At 42.4% G+C, this 15258-nt stretch carries 11 protein-coding genes; 4 read left to right on the forward strand and 7 right to left on the reverse strand.

What is annotated here, in order from left to right; all coding sequences use genetic code 11:
* Positions 1–28: 28 nt before the first annotated feature.
* The 4 genes from MK395_RS00695 to MK395_RS00710 form a co-directional block, all read right to left on the reverse strand.
* Entirely contained in the window at positions 29–1000 is a 972-nt protein-coding gene (locus MK395_RS00695) for a siderophore ABC transporter substrate-binding protein (protein WP_065371386.1), read from the reverse strand.
* A 97-nt stretch (positions 1001–1097) separates the two neighbouring features.
* On the reverse strand, positions 1098–1850 hold the full coding sequence (locus tag MK395_RS00700) for an iron ABC transporter ATP-binding protein (protein WP_000764284.1): 753 nt from the start codon (positions 1848–1850) through the stop codon (positions 1098–1100).
* Entirely contained in the window at positions 1847–2803 is a 957-nt protein-coding gene (locus tag MK395_RS00705; RefSeq protein ID WP_268711073.1) for an iron chelate uptake ABC transporter family permease subunit, read from the reverse strand. Before MK395_RS00705 ends, MK395_RS00700 begins: the two co-directional genes overlap by 4 nt.
* A complete protein-coding gene (locus MK395_RS00710) occupies positions 2793–3752 on the reverse strand; it encodes an ABC transporter permease (RefSeq protein WP_049500374.1) in 960 nt (319 codons plus the stop codon). Before MK395_RS00710 ends, MK395_RS00705 begins: the two co-directional genes overlap by 11 nt.
* Positions 3753–3984: 232 nt before the next feature.
* On the opposite strand from MK395_RS00710, the gene pepA reads away from it, so the two are divergent.
* Entirely contained in the window at positions 3985–5049 is a 1065-nt protein-coding gene (gene pepA / locus MK395_RS00715; protein WP_049550433.1) for a glutamyl aminopeptidase, read from the forward strand.
* A 20-nt stretch (positions 5050–5069) separates the two neighbouring features.
* Entirely contained in the window at positions 5070–5366 is a 297-nt protein-coding gene (locus MK395_RS00720) for an enterocin immunity protein (protein ID WP_049550432.1), read from the forward strand.
* A gap of 96 nt (positions 5367–5462) precedes the next feature.
* Here the strand turns inward: MK395_RS00720 and MK395_RS00725 are convergent, their stop codons facing one another.
* The gene (locus MK395_RS00725) at positions 5463–7094 is read right to left on the reverse strand and encodes a Na/Pi cotransporter family protein (RefSeq protein WP_049550431.1); all 1632 of its coding nucleotides are present in this window, start codon (positions 7092–7094) and stop codon (positions 5463–5465) included.
* Positions 7095–7426: 332 nt separating this feature from the next.
* On the opposite strand from MK395_RS00725, the gene MK395_RS00730 reads away from it, so the two are divergent.
* Entirely contained in the window at positions 7427–12151 is a 4725-nt protein-coding gene (locus MK395_RS00730) for an endo-beta-N-acetylglucosaminidase (RefSeq protein ID WP_268711074.1), read from the forward strand.
* A gap of 117 nt (positions 12152–12268) precedes the next feature.
* On the opposite strand, the gene MK395_RS00735 is transcribed toward MK395_RS00730, so the two are convergent.
* Both MK395_RS00735 and MK395_RS00740 read right to left on the reverse strand, forming a co-directional pair.
* Complete coding sequence (locus tag MK395_RS00735; protein ID WP_002879744.1) at positions 12269–12637, reverse strand: hypothetical protein; 369 nt, start codon at positions 12635–12637, stop codon at positions 12269–12271.
* An 84-nt stretch (positions 12638–12721) separates the two neighbouring features.
* Entirely contained in the window at positions 12722–13648 is a 927-nt protein-coding gene (locus tag MK395_RS00740) for a helix-turn-helix transcriptional regulator (RefSeq protein WP_000764446.1), read from the reverse strand.
* Positions 13649–14001: 353 nt separating this feature from the next.
* On the opposite strand from MK395_RS00740, the gene MK395_RS00745 reads away from it, so the two are divergent.
* The gene (locus tag MK395_RS00745) at positions 14002–15201 is read left to right on the forward strand and encodes a phosphoglycerate kinase (RefSeq protein ID WP_268711075.1); all 1200 of its coding nucleotides are present in this window, start codon (positions 14002–14004) and stop codon (positions 15199–15201) included.
* Positions 15202–15258: the final 57 nt, after the last annotated feature.

The raw sequence follows: 15258 nt of genomic DNA on the forward strand, positions 1-15258 counted from the left end.
AACATCATTTGATGTCGGGTTTTCTTGTTTATTTCAAAGCTTTTTGAGCGTCTTCAATCATGAGTTTGGTTGATTCAAGACCACCACCGCTTAGATACCAGAGGTCTGGTGTTAGTTGGATAATTTTTCCATTTTTAGCAGCAGGAGTTTCAGCGATGAGGGCATTTTCTAGGACGCCATCGTTGCTAGAGTTGTCCCCACCGATGGCAAGGGTACGGTTGATGACAAAGAGGATGTCAGGATTGATTTCTTTGACACTTTCAAAGCTGACTTCTTGTCCGTGTCGAGAGTCTTCAAATTGAGTATCAGTTGGTTTGAATTTCAAGGTTTGATACAAGAAAGAGAAACGAGATTGGGCACCAAAGGCAGCCATTTTTCCTTCATTGAGGAGGATAGCAAGGGCTTTTTTGTCAGAACTTTTGTTTTTAGTAGCGACTTCTTGGATGCTCTTGTCCAGGTTAGCCAATTCTTCCTTGGCTTTCTGCGTACCAGTTTCACCAAAGGCGCTTGCTAGGGATTCGATATTAGACTTGGTAGAAGTCCAGTAGTCTTCTTTTCCAGCTTCAAAGAGGACAGTTGGAGCAATTTCTTTGAACTTGTCTACGAACTTTTGGGTACGTGGTGAAGCGATAATCAAATCCGGTTCAAGGGCGGCAATGGCTTCTAGGTCTGGCTCAACCATGGAACCCACATTGTTGACATTTCCTGCAAGATCTTTTAGGTAAGCCGGAACAGTTTTTGTAGGCATTCCGACGATATTCTTTTCAAAACCTAAAGCGCGAATAGTATCCGCAGCACCGAGGTCAAAGGTCACAATCTTTTCAGGAACTTTTGACAGTTTAACCTCGTCTAGTGAGCTTTTAATGGTCACTTCTGTTGGAGTAGAAGTGCTGGTCTCCGTCTGGCTGGTACTTGAGTTTGTATTTGTACTACATGCACCAAGTAAGAGCAAGAAACTAACCGCTAGGGCGGTGAGATAAAGTTTAAGGGATGTTTTCATGATTTCTCCTTTTTAAAATGTGATAACGATGTAGGGGGCTCTTAGATAGGCTTGTTAGCTAAGAGACAGAGGGCTCTCTAACATGAGTTCAGAATAGCTAGCTATAGATGCAGATCTTTTTGCCATTGATATCCGCCAGCGTGATGGGAATCTCATAGAGTTGACTGAGCAGGTCAGCCTGCATGATTTGAGCAGTCGTTCCCTTGCAAAAAACTTGACCGTCCTTGAAGGCAACAATTTCATCCGCATATTGGCTAGCCATGTTGATATCGTGGAGGACGATGATAATGGTTTTGCCAAGTTCCTCCACCAGTCGCTTGAGAATCTGCATCATGCTGACGCTTTGCTTGATATCGAGATTATTGAGCGGTTCGTCTAGCAAGATAAAGTCTGTATCCTGAGCTAGTACCATGGCGATAAAGACACGTTGGAGCTGTCCACCAGACAGACTATCGATGTAGCGGTCTTTTAAGTTGGTCAGTTCCAGATAGTCCAGAGTTTCTCGGATTTTTTCCCTGTCTTCTGCTCTCAGTCGACCACGGCTGTAGGGAAAACGTCCAAAACTGACCAGTTCTTCTACAGTCAATTTGGCTTGGTAATTGATCTTCTGCTTTAGGATGGTGAGTTCTTTGGCCAGTTCTTGCGAATTCCAACTCTCGATTTCACGGCCTTTGATACTGAGAATTCCCTGATCTTTCTTGGTCAGTCTGCTCATGATAGAGAGAAGAGTTGATTTTCCAGCACCATTTGGACCAATGAAGGCTGTCAGTTTCTGAGGACTGACTTCAAGGGAAATGTCTTGCAAAATATCCTGTTTTTGAATGGATTTGTCAATGTTTTCCAGTTTCACCGACGCGCCCTCCTGTAAAGTAAGATAAAGAATAAGAGACCACCCACACTCTCGATGATCATGCTGATGCGAATTTCCAGTGCAAAGACTCGTTCGATGAGGGCTTGCCCCAAGGTCAAACTAATAAATCCAATCAGAATGGCTAGGATAAAGAGCAACTTGTGCCGATAATCTTTGACAATCAGGTAAGTGAGATTGGCCAGCATAAAGCCGAAGAAGGCCATAGGCCCTACCAAGGCAGTCGCTGTTGAGGTCAAGAGCACGATGCCCCAGAGGAGTTCTCTCTGTTCTTTTTCAACATCGAGTCCAAGTATCTGAGCCGTTTCTCTTTGCAGGTGCAAGACATCCAGAACGACTGCTTTTCGAAATAAAAAGATTGTCAAGGCGAGGATGATCAGAGAACCGATGGCTAGGATGGAAGTGTTGAGATGCTGAAAGGAAGCAAAGAGACTGTTCTGCAGTTTATCGTATTCATTTGGATCCATCAGGACTTGGAGGAAGGTACTGATATTTCGAAAGAGACTTCCCAGGGCTAGGCAGATTAGCAGAATGAAAACCAGATTTTGCTTCATCAGCGTCTTCAAGTAGCCTTGTAAGGCGAGAAAGAAGAGGGATTGAAGCAGAAGTAAGACTAGAAATTCTAAGATAGGAGACTTTCCAAACTGTAGAAATTTACTTTCAAATATCAGTAGCAGGGTTTGTAGCAAGACATAGAAGGATTCGATTCCCAAAATACTTGGTGTTATAAAGCGATTTTCCGTCAGGGTTTGAAAACTAATGGTCGAAATTCCAGTCGCGATGGCTACCAAGAGATAAACGATGATTTTTTGGGAACGTAGCTTCCAGGCAAAGGCAGACAGGTTAGTGATGGGCCAAAAGTAGAGGAGACAAGCTCCGATGGCCAGAATAATGAGAAGGCAGAAGAGCTTGGTATGTTTGCTTTTAAACTGCATCCTTTTGTCCTCCTCTCCAGAGAAGTAGGATAAAGACGAGGCTACCGATGATTCCTAGTAGGAGACTGACAGACAGCTCATAGGGCCGAATCAAGACTCGAGAGAGGATGTCGCAGGCCAGAACCAGATTGGCGCCGACCAGAGCGACCATGAGTTTGGTTTGACTCAGATTATCTCCATAGCGCTTGCGGACAAGATTGGGAACGATGACCCCGAGAAATGGCAAGGCACCCACGGTAATCATGGTGACACTTGTCGTTAGCGCCACTAGAAAGAGGGCCAGCTTTTCAAGTAGGGAGTAGGAAATCCCTAAACTCTCACTGGTTTCCTTGCCCAGATTCATGATGGTGAAGGTTTGGGATAATTTCCAAACGGCTATCAGGATAATGAGGCCTAAGAAGAGCCACTCATACTGATGAGTCTGAATCATGGAGAAGGAGCCCTGGGTCCAAGCAGTCATACTCTGAACCAGATTGAAACGATAGGCGATAACTTCTGTGACAGAACCGATAATCCCACTATAGATGATCCCGATCAAGGGCAACATCCACCTTTCCTTTACAGAAAAAATAGTCATAAAGGCCAGGAAGAAGAGGGTAAATAAAATGGATGAGCCAAAAGCAAAGAGCATCTTTTGGGTCAGACTCGCAGACGGAAAGACAAAGAGGCTTAACACCATTCCCAGTTTAGCGGCTTCTGTGGTTCCGACTGTACTTGGAGCAGCGAATTGATTTTGAGTAATGGTCTGCATGAGGAGTCCTGCCATGCTCATACTGGAGGCTGCAAGGAGAATACTGATGGTTCTTGGAAGACGCGACTCTTGAAAGAGAAGCCAAGTCTGTTGGTCAAAAGCAAAGAATTTTTCCCAAGAAAAATCACTGGTTCCAATGGTAATGGAGAGAAAGACCAGGAGTAGAAGTAAGCCTGTTAAAATATGAGAGAGTTTCATGCCCCATCCTTTCATGTAGATTTGGTATAAAAATACCCTTGGAGATAATGTAACACGATTTTTTAATCTGTCAATAAATTTTCTGACAATTTAATGTAAAAAGAAAGAAAAATTTCTGAAATAATATCTATCCCTCTATTTTATAGGATAAACTAGTAAAAACTAATCCAATTTCCTACTATCCTTCTCCTATAAAAAGTGGTAAAATGGAGGACAGAAAGAAGGAACTGATATGACAACATTATTTTCAAAAATCAAAGAAGTAACAGAGCTTGCTGCGATCTCAGGCCACGAAGCGCCTGTTCGGACTTATCTTCGTGAAAAGTTGACACCGCACGTGGATGAAGTAGTGACAGATGGCTTAGGTGGTATTTTCGGTATCAAGCATTCAGAAGCTACGGATGCACCGCGTGTTTTGGTCGCTTCTCACATGGACGAAGTTGGTTTTATGGTCAGTGAGATTAGGCCAGATGGTACCTTCCGTGTCGTTGAAATCGGTGGTTGGAACCCTATGGTGGTCAGCAGTCAACGTTTTAAACTCTTTACTCGTGATGGTCGTGAAATTCCTGTGATCTCAGGTTCTGTCCCTCCACATTTGACACGTGGAACAGGTGGGCCAACCATGCCAGCTATTTCTGATATCATTTTTGATGGTGGTTTTGCAGACAAGGCTGAGGCAGAAAGTTTTGGCATCCGTCCTGGTGACACCATTGTCCCTGATAGTTCCGCTATCTTGACAGCCAATGAAAAAAATATCATCTCAAAAGCTTGGGACAACCGCTATGGTGTTCTTATGATTAGCGAGCTAGCAGAAGCCTTGTCAGGTCAAAAACTGGGAAATGAACTCTATCTTGGTTCTAATGTCCAAGAAGAAGTTGGTCTGCGTGGTGCTCATACTTCCACAACCAAGTTTGACCCAGAAGTCTTTCTGGCAGTTGACTGTTCACCTGCTGGTGATGTTTATGGTGGTCAAGGCAAGATTGGGGATGGAACTTTGATTCGTTTCTATGATCCAGGTCACTTGCTCCTCCCAGGTATGAAGGATTTCCTTTTGACAACGGCTGAAGAAGCAGGTATCAAGTACCAATACTACTGTGGGAAAGGTGGAACAGACGCTGGAGCAGCTCATCTGAAAAATGGTGGTGTCCCATCTACAACTATCGGTGTTTGTGCCCGTTATATCCATTCTCACCAAACTCTCTACGCGATGGATGACTTCTTAGAAGCCCAAGCTTTCTTGCAAGCCTTGGTGAAAAAATTGGATCGTTCAACGGTTGATTTGATTAAACATTATTAAGCATAAGGGAGGTGGTCGGGATGGCAGAACCAAACCTAGAAAGCCTTATAAGAGATCTCTACAACCATGCTCGTCAGGGTTTGAGTGAAGATTTAGTTGCTGCTCTCTTAGAGACTGCTAAAAAACTACCCACTACAAATGAGCAATTACTAGCAGTCCGACTCTCAGGACTGGTCACCCGTGAATTGCTTCTAAATCCCAAGCACCCAGCACCTGAATTGATCAACTTGGCGCGCTTTATCAAAAGAGAAGAAGCCAAGTATAGGGGCACTGCAGTTTCTGCTATCATGTTTGGAGAACTCTTTAAAATGCTTTGATTCCATTGTGAATCAAAGCATTTTTCTATATGCTACAAAAGGAATTTTTGATGAGGAGAAGAAAAAGCCATCCTATTCAGGATAGCTTCTTGGTACTTAGATTTGTTCAGCAATGACCTTTTCAGCTAGGTTCATAGCGTGGTCAGATACACGAGTGTAGTGGGAAATGATGTCGATGAAATTGACTCCAGCTTGTGTAGAACACTCACCCTTGTTAAGGCGTTTGATGTGGGTCTTTCTGAGAACGCGTTCCATATTGTTGATTTCTTTATGGCGTTCAATCAGACTTTGAGCTTTTTCAATATCATTGTTTTCCACACTATCAAGGGCATCCTTGATAAAGTCAGTAGTTTTTTGATAGATATCCGCCAATTCCTGCAAAGCAGCATCAGAGAACTGAACATTCTTACGTTGGAGGTAGTCTGTTAGGTTGAGCAAGCCTTCTGCGTGGTCCCCAATCCGTTCCAAATCACGAGATGAATCCAGGATGTTGGTCAAGACTTCGCTTTCCTTTTGACTCAAGGATTCGCTTGAGAGTCTGATGAGGTAACGAGTGAGTTTTTCATCGATGGTGTTGATGGCTTCCTCTGTCTTGTGCCCTTTTTCAGCTACCTTTTCATCCAAACCGATGATATAGGTATAAGAAAGGTCAAAAGCTTTGGCTGCATAGTTCCCTAAGTGCAAAAGTTCTTTTTTAGCATTTCCTAGAGCGATAGAAGGAGATTGCTGGATAAGTTGCTCGTCGAGATAAAGGGGCTCGTACTTGACAACCTCGTCTTCACCAGGGATGAGCTTGGTAACAAAGTAGGCCAAGGCTCCGATGAATGGAAATTGTACAATGGTGTTACTTACGTTAAAGGCACCGTGCGAGAAGGCGATGGTCATCTCAGGTGAGAGGTGAAGGAGTGCCTGGAAGTACTCGATCATAGCAGTAAAGGGGCCTAATAAGATTAAGCAAAGAATAGTTCCTAGAACGTTAAAGGTAACGTGGGTTGCCGCAACGCGTTTCGCTGAGACATTGGCTCCAGCTGCTGCGATGATCACGGTTAGGGTTGTCCCGATATTATCTCCGAAAAGAACTGGTAGGGAACCTTTAAGGTCAAGGAAGCCACCTGCATAGAGGCCTTGCAAAATCCCAATTGTAGCTGAGGAAGCCTGGATGAGGACGGTAATCACTGCACCAGCTACCACTCCTAAAATAGGATTTTGTCCCAAGGTTACCATATATTCCTTGAATTGTGGTAAATCTTTAAGTGGGCTCATACCGGCACTGATGAGGTTAAGGGCGTAGAAGATTCCCCCAACACCAAACAGGATGCGCCCGATATTGTTTGCTGTTCTGTTTTTTGTAAAGAAGAGGAACATGGTTCCAAGGAAAATCAAGGGTAAAGCATACTCGCCAAGCTTGAAACCGATGATAAAGGAAGTAACGGTGGTTCCGATGTTGGCTCCCATGATAATTCCGATAGCCTGTCTAAGAGTGAGAAGACTAGCGCTGACCAGTCCGACCGTGATAACTGTAACCCCTGTACTTGACTGAATGAGGGCAGTCACGACAATCCCGACTAGAACACCTAAAAAGGGATTGCTAGTGTACTTGTCAATGTAAAAACGAAGGCGATCTCCAGCAGCTTGTTGCAAACCGTCTCCCATGGTCTTAATACTGTACAAAAACAGTCCTAGACCTCCTAAAAAGTGAAATAAAATTTCCTGCCAATTAATGGACATTTCTTTTTCCTCCGGAAAATAATAACGGAATTTCTCCTATTCTATTTTAAAGGATAAAAGTAAATCTCACAAGTGTTTAGCTGAAATTTTCATAAGAAACAAGAACTTTCTTTTAAAATGAGAGATAGATTCCCTTTAAGATAGATGATTTATAGGATTGTGTCCAAATTTTACTGATTATTATCCTAGTTATAGTTTTTATGTTAAATAGATTGACATCGCTTTCATATAGGATAAAATGAAGATGATCCTGTTCTGGTGGTGTGCACTGAGAACAGTTACTTTTTATCAAAAAGTAAAGCGCTTACTTTATATTTTATTAGGAGGATAAGATGAAAAATCTATTTTTTGAAAAACGTTGCCGTTACAGTATTCGTAAGCTGTCAATCGGGGCTTGTTCCTTGATGATTGGTTCAGCTCTATTTGCGAGCCCAGCTCTTGCCGAACAAGTCGCAGTCCCTGAAACAGCTGCAAATACGAGCGCCCAAGCTACAAGTACTAGTGAGACAACTAATCCAGATACTGCAGCTATCGAAAAACAATTATCGGAAACAGAGAACAAAGTAGCTGAGCAACCAATTTCAGAAAACACTCCAGCAATAGCGGATTTGGTTAATGAAAAAGAAGAGGCAAAACCCGCTCCGACAGATAAAACTGAAAAACCTGCTCAACCAACTGAAAAAGAAGAAGTCAAACCAGAGGAAACTCCTCAAGTGGCTGAGAAGAAAGCCGACAAACCGACTTTAGCAGACGTTCCTAAAAATGAAGAAAAGAGTCTCCGACCAAAAGAAATCAAATTTGATACTTGGGATGATTTGTTGAAATGGGAACCGGGTGCGCGTGAGGATGATCCTATTAACCGTTCATCAGTTGAACTCGCCAAGCGCCACAGAGGGCAGTTGGTCAATGAAAAAGCAAGCAGAAGAGCCAAGGTTCAGGCGCTAGCAAATACCAACTCAAAGGCTAAAGACCACGCTTCTGTAGGTGGAGAAGAATTCAAGGCCTACGCTTTTGATTACTGGCAATACTTGGATTCAATGGTCTTCTGGGAAGGTCTAGTTCCAACTCCAGATGTCATTGATGCCGGTCACCGCAACGGAGTTCCCGTTTATGGAACACTCTTTTTCAACTGGTCAAATAGCATTGCCGACCAAGAGAAATTTGCAGCTGCCTTGAAACAAGACGCAGATGGCACCTTCCCTATCGCACGGAAACTTGTCGATCTTGCTAAGTACTATGGCTTTGATGGCTATTTCATCAACCAAGAAACAACGGGGGAATTGGTAGCACCTCTTGGTGAAAAAATGCGCCAATTCATGCTCTATACAAAAGAATACGCGGCTAAAGTCAACCATCCAATCAAGTATGCTTGGTACGATGCCATGACCTACAAATATGGTCGTTACCACGAAGATGGCCTTGGTGAATACAACTATCAGTTCATGCAAAAAGAAGGTGACAAGGTTCCTGCAGATCAATTCTTTGCCAACTTCAACTGGAACAAGGAAAAGAATGACTACTCTGTAGAGATGGCAAAATGGCTAGAACGTAGTCAATATGATGTCTTTGCAGGCTTGGAATTGCAACAAGGTGGTTCTTATAAGACCAAAGTCAAATGGGATGCCCTCTTAGATGAAAAAGGCAAGTTGCGTTTGTCACTTGGACTTTTTGCACCAGATACGATTACCAGTCTAGGAAAAACAGGCGAAGACTACCACAAGAACGAAGACATCTTCTTTACAGGTTACCAAGGAGATCCAACGGCTCAAAAACCAGCAGATAAAGAGTGGTATGGAATTGCCAATTTAGTTGCTGACCGTACACCAGCAGTAGGTCGAACCTTCATGACCTCCTTTAATACAGGTCATGGTAGAAAATGGTTTGTAGACGGCAAAGTTTCTAAGGATTCTGAGTGGAACTACCGTTCTGTTTCTGGTGTCTTGCCAACATGGCGCTGGTGGCAGACTTCAACAGGGGAAAAACTTCGTGCAGAATATGACTTTACAGATGCCTATAATGGAGGAAACTCCCTTAAATTCTCAGGCGATGTAGCTGGTAAGACGGACCAGGATGTGAATTTGTATTCTACCAAACTAGAAGTAACAGAGAAAACCAAACTTCGTGTTGCCCACAAGGGAGGAAAAGGCTCTAAAGTTTATATGGCCTTCTCTACAACACCAGACTACAAATTTGAGGATGCAGCTGCATGGAAAGAACTGACTCTCTCTGATAACTGGAAGAATGAAGAATTTGACCTTAGCTCACTAGCAGGTAAAACAATCTATGCAGTCAAACTCTTCTTTGAGCATGAAGGAGCTGTAAAAGATTATCAGTTTAACCTAGGTCAATTGACAATTTCGGATAATCACCAAGCACCACAGGCACCGACGGGGCTATCTGTGGTGAAACAATCTCTTAAAAATGCCCAAGAAGCTGAAGCAGTGGTCCAGTTTGCGGGTAACCAAGATGCAGATTTCTATGAAGTCTACGAAAAAGATGGAGATAACTGGCGTTTGTTGACAGGATCATCTGCTTCAACCATCTACTTGCCAAAAGTTAGCCGTTCTGCTAATGCGACTGGTACGACTCAGGAACTGAAAGTCGTTGCAGTTGGTAAAAATGGCCTTCGTTCCGAAGCTGCGACGGCATCCTTTAACTGGGGGATGACAGTTCAGGATACGACTCTTCCAAGACCTTTAGCTGAAAATATCGTTCCAGGTGCAAAGGTTATTGGTAGCACTTTCCCAAATACTGAAGGTGGAGAAGGTATTGAAGGTATGTTGAACGGTACGATTACAAGTCTGTCAGACAAGTGGTCTTCAGGACAATTGAGCGGTAGTGTGGATATTCGCTTGACCAAGCCACGTACCGTTGTTAGATGGGTCATGGATCATGCAGGAGCTGGTGGAGAATCCGTAAACGACGGTTTGATGAACACCAAGGACTTTGATCTTTACTACAAGGATACAGATGGCGAGTGGAAACTAGCTAAGGAAGTTCGTGGCAACAAAGCACACGTGACAGATATCACTCTTGACAAACCAATCACCGCTCAAGACTGGCGTCTAAAAGTTATCACTTCAGATAACGGAACACCTTGGAAGGCCATTCGTATCTACAACTGGAAGATGTATGAAACCCTGGACACAGAAAGTCAAAATATTCCAATGGCTAAGGTGGCTGCCCGTTCACTTGGAAACCATCAAGTTCAACTAGGCTTCTCTGATGTTCCAGCGGGTGCAACTATCACCGTTTACGACAAGGCAGATTCACAAACACCGATTGCAACTTTGAAGTCTGATACTGGAGGCGACTTGGCAACAGCACCATTGGGCTTTGACAAGCAACCAACTCTCCTCTACTATCGTACTCAACTACCTGGCAAAGAAATCAGTAACACCTTGGCTGTAGCGATTCCACAGGATGAAAGAAAAATTGCTGCAGTTAGTCTCGAAAAAGGACCTAAGAAGACAGTTTACAAAGAGGGAGAAAAACTTGACCTTAGAGGCGGCACTCTCCGTGTTCAATACGAAGGGGGGCAAGCAGACGAGCTGATTAACCTTACTCACTCAGGTGTGACTGTTTCTGGATACGACGCTCATCAAAAAGGGGAACAAAAGCTCACAGTTAGCTATCTTGGACTTTCAGTAAGCGGTGACTTGAAGGTACAAGTTACTGGTCAAGATGAAGGAAAACTAAAGGAAGTAGCAGGTCTGTACATTACTCAGAAACCGAAAACGGAATATCTAGTAGGAGAGCAACTGGATCTTGCAGAAGGTCGTTTCGGAGTTCTCTATGATGATGAGACAGAAGAAAGCCGTGCCTTCACAGATCAAGGTGTTGAAATTACGGGCTACGATGCTCAAAAGACTGGTCGTCAGACCTTGACCCTTCATTACAAGGGACACACAGCTGAGTTCGATGTCTTGGTTTCTCCAAAAGCAGCTGTCAACGATGAGTACCTCAAACAAGAAATCACTGCTGCCCAAGGTCGCCAGTCAACCCTTGCCTATACCTTCTCAAGTGAGGACAAACAAGCTGTACTAGTAGAGAAGCTCAATGCAGCGAAAGCTGTTGCAGAAAACCATGATGCTAGTCAAGAAGAGGTCAACAAAGCTTTGAATGAGTTGAAACAAGCAGGGACAGCCTTGGATGGAAATCAACGTTATCAGACTGCTAGAGAAGAATTGGAAGGCTTGCTCGAATCCGTTCGTGAAAAAGATCCTAAAGCTGAGTTGATTGAACAAGCAGAAACTTTGTTGGCTTCAGAGATACCAACTCCACAAGCTTTTGCGGACATGAAAGAAAAGTTGAATAAGAAACTAGCTCCTGCAGAAGAAAGCCATCATGTTGGTAGCATGGATCCAAATGAAGTGGCCCCGACGGTTGAGGCCCTCCCTGAACTAGTTATTGAAACTGAAACAACAGCCTATGAACGTCAGGAGCGACCAAACTCCGAATTTCTCAAAGGACAACGCCGTGTTGTGCAAGCTGGAGTTGAAGGCCAAGTTCGCCACTTTGTAGAAGTAGATAGCCAAGGCAAACGCACTCTTCGTTCGACTGAGGTAGTCAAGGAAGCAATCCCAGAAATCACCGAAGTTGGTACAAAAGTTCTATCAAGCAACCAACCAGCTGAAGGTGTGAAAGATTTAGTTCTAGAAACTCCGAAACTGGAAGTTGAAGAGGGAACAGTTTCCTTCGAACATCAGGAACGACCAAATGCAGCCCTTCTCAAAGGACAACGCCAGCTAATTCAAGCAGGTGTGGAAGGTCAAGTTCGTCGCTTTGTAGAAGTTGATGGTCAGAGCAAACGCACTCTTCATTCTATTGAGGTTCTCAAGGAAGCCCTTCCAGAAATTGTTGAAGTAGGAACGAAAGAGGATCAAGTCTCACAAACAAGGGATCAAGCTCTTTCAGCAGCACCAGCAAAAGTTGAAGAAGTAAGTAAAGAGCTGCCAAATACGGGAGCGACAAGAGATGCTAGTCTAGTAGCGCTGGGACTTCTCGGACTAATGAGTGGCTACGGCTTGCTTGCTGGAAAGAAGAGAGAAAACTAATCAGATTTACGAATCTTGGATTTTCTCATAAAAATAAAAAACAAGGTTTGACTGTAGATTAGTCAGGCCTTGTTTTTAGTTTTGAAATTGAAGAGTAAATTTGAAGCTAGATTTTTGTTATTCAATTCCTTGGATAAATTTTTGGAAACGATAGGTGTCGAAATAAATATTGGATGCAACTAATTTATCAAATTCATCAAATTTCAGAAATTCTGCGACATCCAGCTCTAGTTCTTTTCCTTGAGGAGAATGTAGACGGTAGCGATTTAAAGCTGAGACTGCTCGACCATCAACAAGTAATTGCTTCACTTCAAGATGCTGGCTCAAAGCATAGAATTGGCCTGCGCCTTGCAAATAAACATCACGTCCTTGTCGAATTTCTATACTATCGCACATGCCATAGTCAAAGTTTTCAGCTACGAAATCTTCCCAGCCTCCCTCATTTACTGCCGTAAAATAGCTTTCTGCAAGTGTTTTTGTATCCATTTGGAACCTCCTGTAAAATAATTGGGCTATGATGAATATCACGAAATATTTTGCCCACTTAAGAGTATACAAAAGGAAATATGACTACAGGTTGTCATATTGCTGAAGATTTTTTTTGAGAGTACTGACCAGTAGATTTTGTAAGTGACTTGGAGATACGACCTTTACTTGATAACCAAAACTTAATAGTAAATCAAAAAACGAAGGAGTTAAAGCTCTAAATGCCTGAACTTTTATTATTTCGTCCTCGACTCTGATTTCTTCTTCCGTGAAGTAATCGTAGATTTTTGGAAGTGCAAATCTTGTAAAAACTAGTTCGATTTCTTCTCTTTGCCCCTCCACTTTATGTTTTGGGGGATTTAAAAAAAGCTCTAACTTTTCTTGAGATAAACGTGGATAATCGAATGGTTTATCTTCTATCTCCACTAGTTCTAGTTCACGAATTCGAGTTAATTTAAAAATACGAAAATCTAATTTTTCTAAGCAGTAACCGATAACATACCAAGCATTCAGTTTATAGATCAATCTGTATGGAATAACTGTTCGCTGACTTTTCTCTTGTTTTTTCGAATAGTAAGAAAAAGAAATCATCTGTTCAGTTTGTATCGCTTCCTCAATTTCTAGTAAATAATTTGTATTAAGAGTCCAGGAACTGAGATCAAAGTAAAAAGGACTGTTTGCTCTTGTAATTTCTTGAGAAGACAGCTTGTGTTCGATACTGTCAAGACTTGAATGACCAACGATTTTACTAACATTTTGGCTCATATTAATGATAAACTGTCTCTCTTCCTCAGTGAAAAAGTTTCTGTCTATCTTATAGTCGCTCGGTATATAGAAACCTCCCTTATCTCCACGTTCCGAATAGATTGGGATCCCCGCTAAACTGAGTGTATCCATGTCTCTATATACAGTTCGAGTAGATATTTCAAACCTCTCTGCGATCTCTTTAGCTGTTATTCTCTTCTTATTCAAAAGAGACAGTAAAATATAGATTAGTCTTTCTAATTTCATCGTAGCAATTCCCCTTCTTTTAATCTCAAATAGCACAAACTGAAGAAATTATTTTAGTTATATTGTATAATAAGAAACCCAGCAATTCAAAAAGAAGGACTGTAGAGTTTAGAATATTAAGGATTAAAATCTTAGAAAAAGGATAGTGTAGAAGTAATTAGGCAGATCAATCAAGAAATTCGCCTAAAATATTCCAACCGAATTATGTGAAGATTACTATTTCCCGCACTGCAATCCTAGGTTTTTAGGTTAATAGATAGAAGAATGAACAAGAAAAGTTTAGGGTTTTTCTATCTCTTTTGCGGATTTTGTGATATAATTAACACGTATAAAAAAAGAAGGAGTCATATCTAATGGCAAAATTGACTGTTAAAGACGTTGACTTGAAAGGGAAAAAAGTTCTCGTTCGTGTTGACTTCAACGTACCTGTTAAAGATGGCGTGATTACCAATGATAACCGTATCACTGCAGCTCTTCCAACTATCAAGTACATCCTTGAACAAGGTGGACGTGCAATCCTCTTCTCTCACCTTGGACGTGTAAAAGAAGAAGCAGACAAAGAAGGTAAATCACTTGCTCCTGTAGCTGCTGACTTGGCTGCTAAATTGGGACAAGAAGTTAAATTTATCCCAGGTGTTACACGTGGTGCTGAATTGGAAGCCGCTGTTAACGCTCTTGAAGATGGACAAGTTCTCTTGGTTGAAAACACTCGTTTCGAAGATGTTGACGGCAAGAAAGAATCTAAAAACGATTCTGAACTTGGTAAATACTGGGCTTCACTTGGAGATGGTATCTTCGTAAACGATGCATTCGGTACTGCTCACCGTGCACACGCATCTAACGTTGGTATCTCAGCAAACGTTGAAAAAGCAGTTGCTGGTTTCCTTCTTGAAAACGAAATTGCCTACATCCAAGAAGCAGTTGAAGCTCCAGAACGTCCATTCGTAGCGATCCTTGGTGGTTCAAAAGTATCTGACAAGATTGGTGTTATCGAAAACTTGCTTGAAAAAGCTGATAAAGTGCTTATCGGTGGTGGGATGACTTACACATTCTACAAAGCTCAAGGTATCGAAATCGGTAACTCACTTGTAGAAGAAGATAAATTGGATGTTGCGAAAGTTCTTCTTGAAAAAGCAAACGGCAAATTGATCTTGCCAGTTGACTCAAAAGAAGCAAACGCATTTGCTGACTACACTGAAGTGAAAGACACTGAAGGTGAAGCAGTAGACCCAGGCTTCCTTGGTTTGGATATCGGTCCTAAATCTATCGCTAAATTTGACGAAGCTTTGACTGGTGCAAAAACAGTTGTATGGAACGGACCTATGGGTGTATTTGAAAACCCTGACTTCCAAGCTGGTACAATCGGTGTCATGGACGCTATCGTGAAACAACCAGGTGTGAAATCAATCATCGGTGGTGGTGACTCAGCTGCTGCAGCCATCAACCTTGGTCGTGCAGACAAGTTCTCATGGATCTCTACTGGTGGTGGAGCATCAATGGAACTCCTTGAAGGTAAAGTTCTTCCAGGATTGGCAGCTTTGACTGAAAAATAAATAGTTTAACTAAAGGAAGATGGTGTGACCATCTTCTTTTTAATTTAATTTATAAAT

Origin of the sequence: Streptococcus oralis (genome assembly GCF_026782085.1) — a bacterium.
Taxonomy (GTDB): Bacteria; Bacillota; Bacilli; order Lactobacillales; family Streptococcaceae; genus Streptococcus; species Streptococcus oralis_DA.

Coding starts and splice junctions, on each gene's coding strand:
- MK395_RS00695 (WP_065371386.1), bottom strand. CDS start 1,000: ATGAAAACATCCCTTAAACTTTATCTCACCGCCCTAGCGGTTAGTTTC.
- MK395_RS00705 (WP_268711073.1), bottom strand. CDS start 2,803: ATGCAGTTTAAAAGCAAACATACCAAGCTCTTCTGCCTTCTCATTATT.
- MK395_RS00710 (WP_049500374.1), bottom strand. CDS start 3,752: ATGAAACTCTCTCATATTTTAACAGGCTTACTTCTACTCCTGGTCTTT.
- pepA (WP_049550433.1), top strand. CDS start 3,985: ATGACAACATTATTTTCAAAAATCAAAGAAGTAACAGAGCTTGCTGCG.
- MK395_RS00720 (WP_049550432.1), top strand. CDS start 5,070: ATGGCAGAACCAAACCTAGAAAGCCTTATAAGAGATCTCTACAACCAT.
- MK395_RS00725 (WP_049550431.1), bottom strand. CDS start 7,094: ATGTCCATTAATTGGCAGGAAATTTTATTTCACTTTTTAGGAGGTCTA.
- MK395_RS00730 (WP_268711074.1), top strand. CDS start 7,427: ATGAAAAATCTATTTTTTGAAAAACGTTGCCGTTACAGTATTCGTAAG.
- MK395_RS00735 (WP_002879744.1), bottom strand. CDS start 12,637: ATGGATACAAAAACACTTGCAGAAAGCTATTTTACGGCAGTAAATGAG.
- MK395_RS00740 (WP_000764446.1), bottom strand. CDS start 13,648: ATGAAATTAGAAAGACTAATCTATATTTTACTGTCTCTTTTGAATAAG.
- MK395_RS00745 (WP_268711075.1), top strand. CDS start 14,002: ATGGCAAAATTGACTGTTAAAGACGTTGACTTGAAAGGGAAAAAAGTT.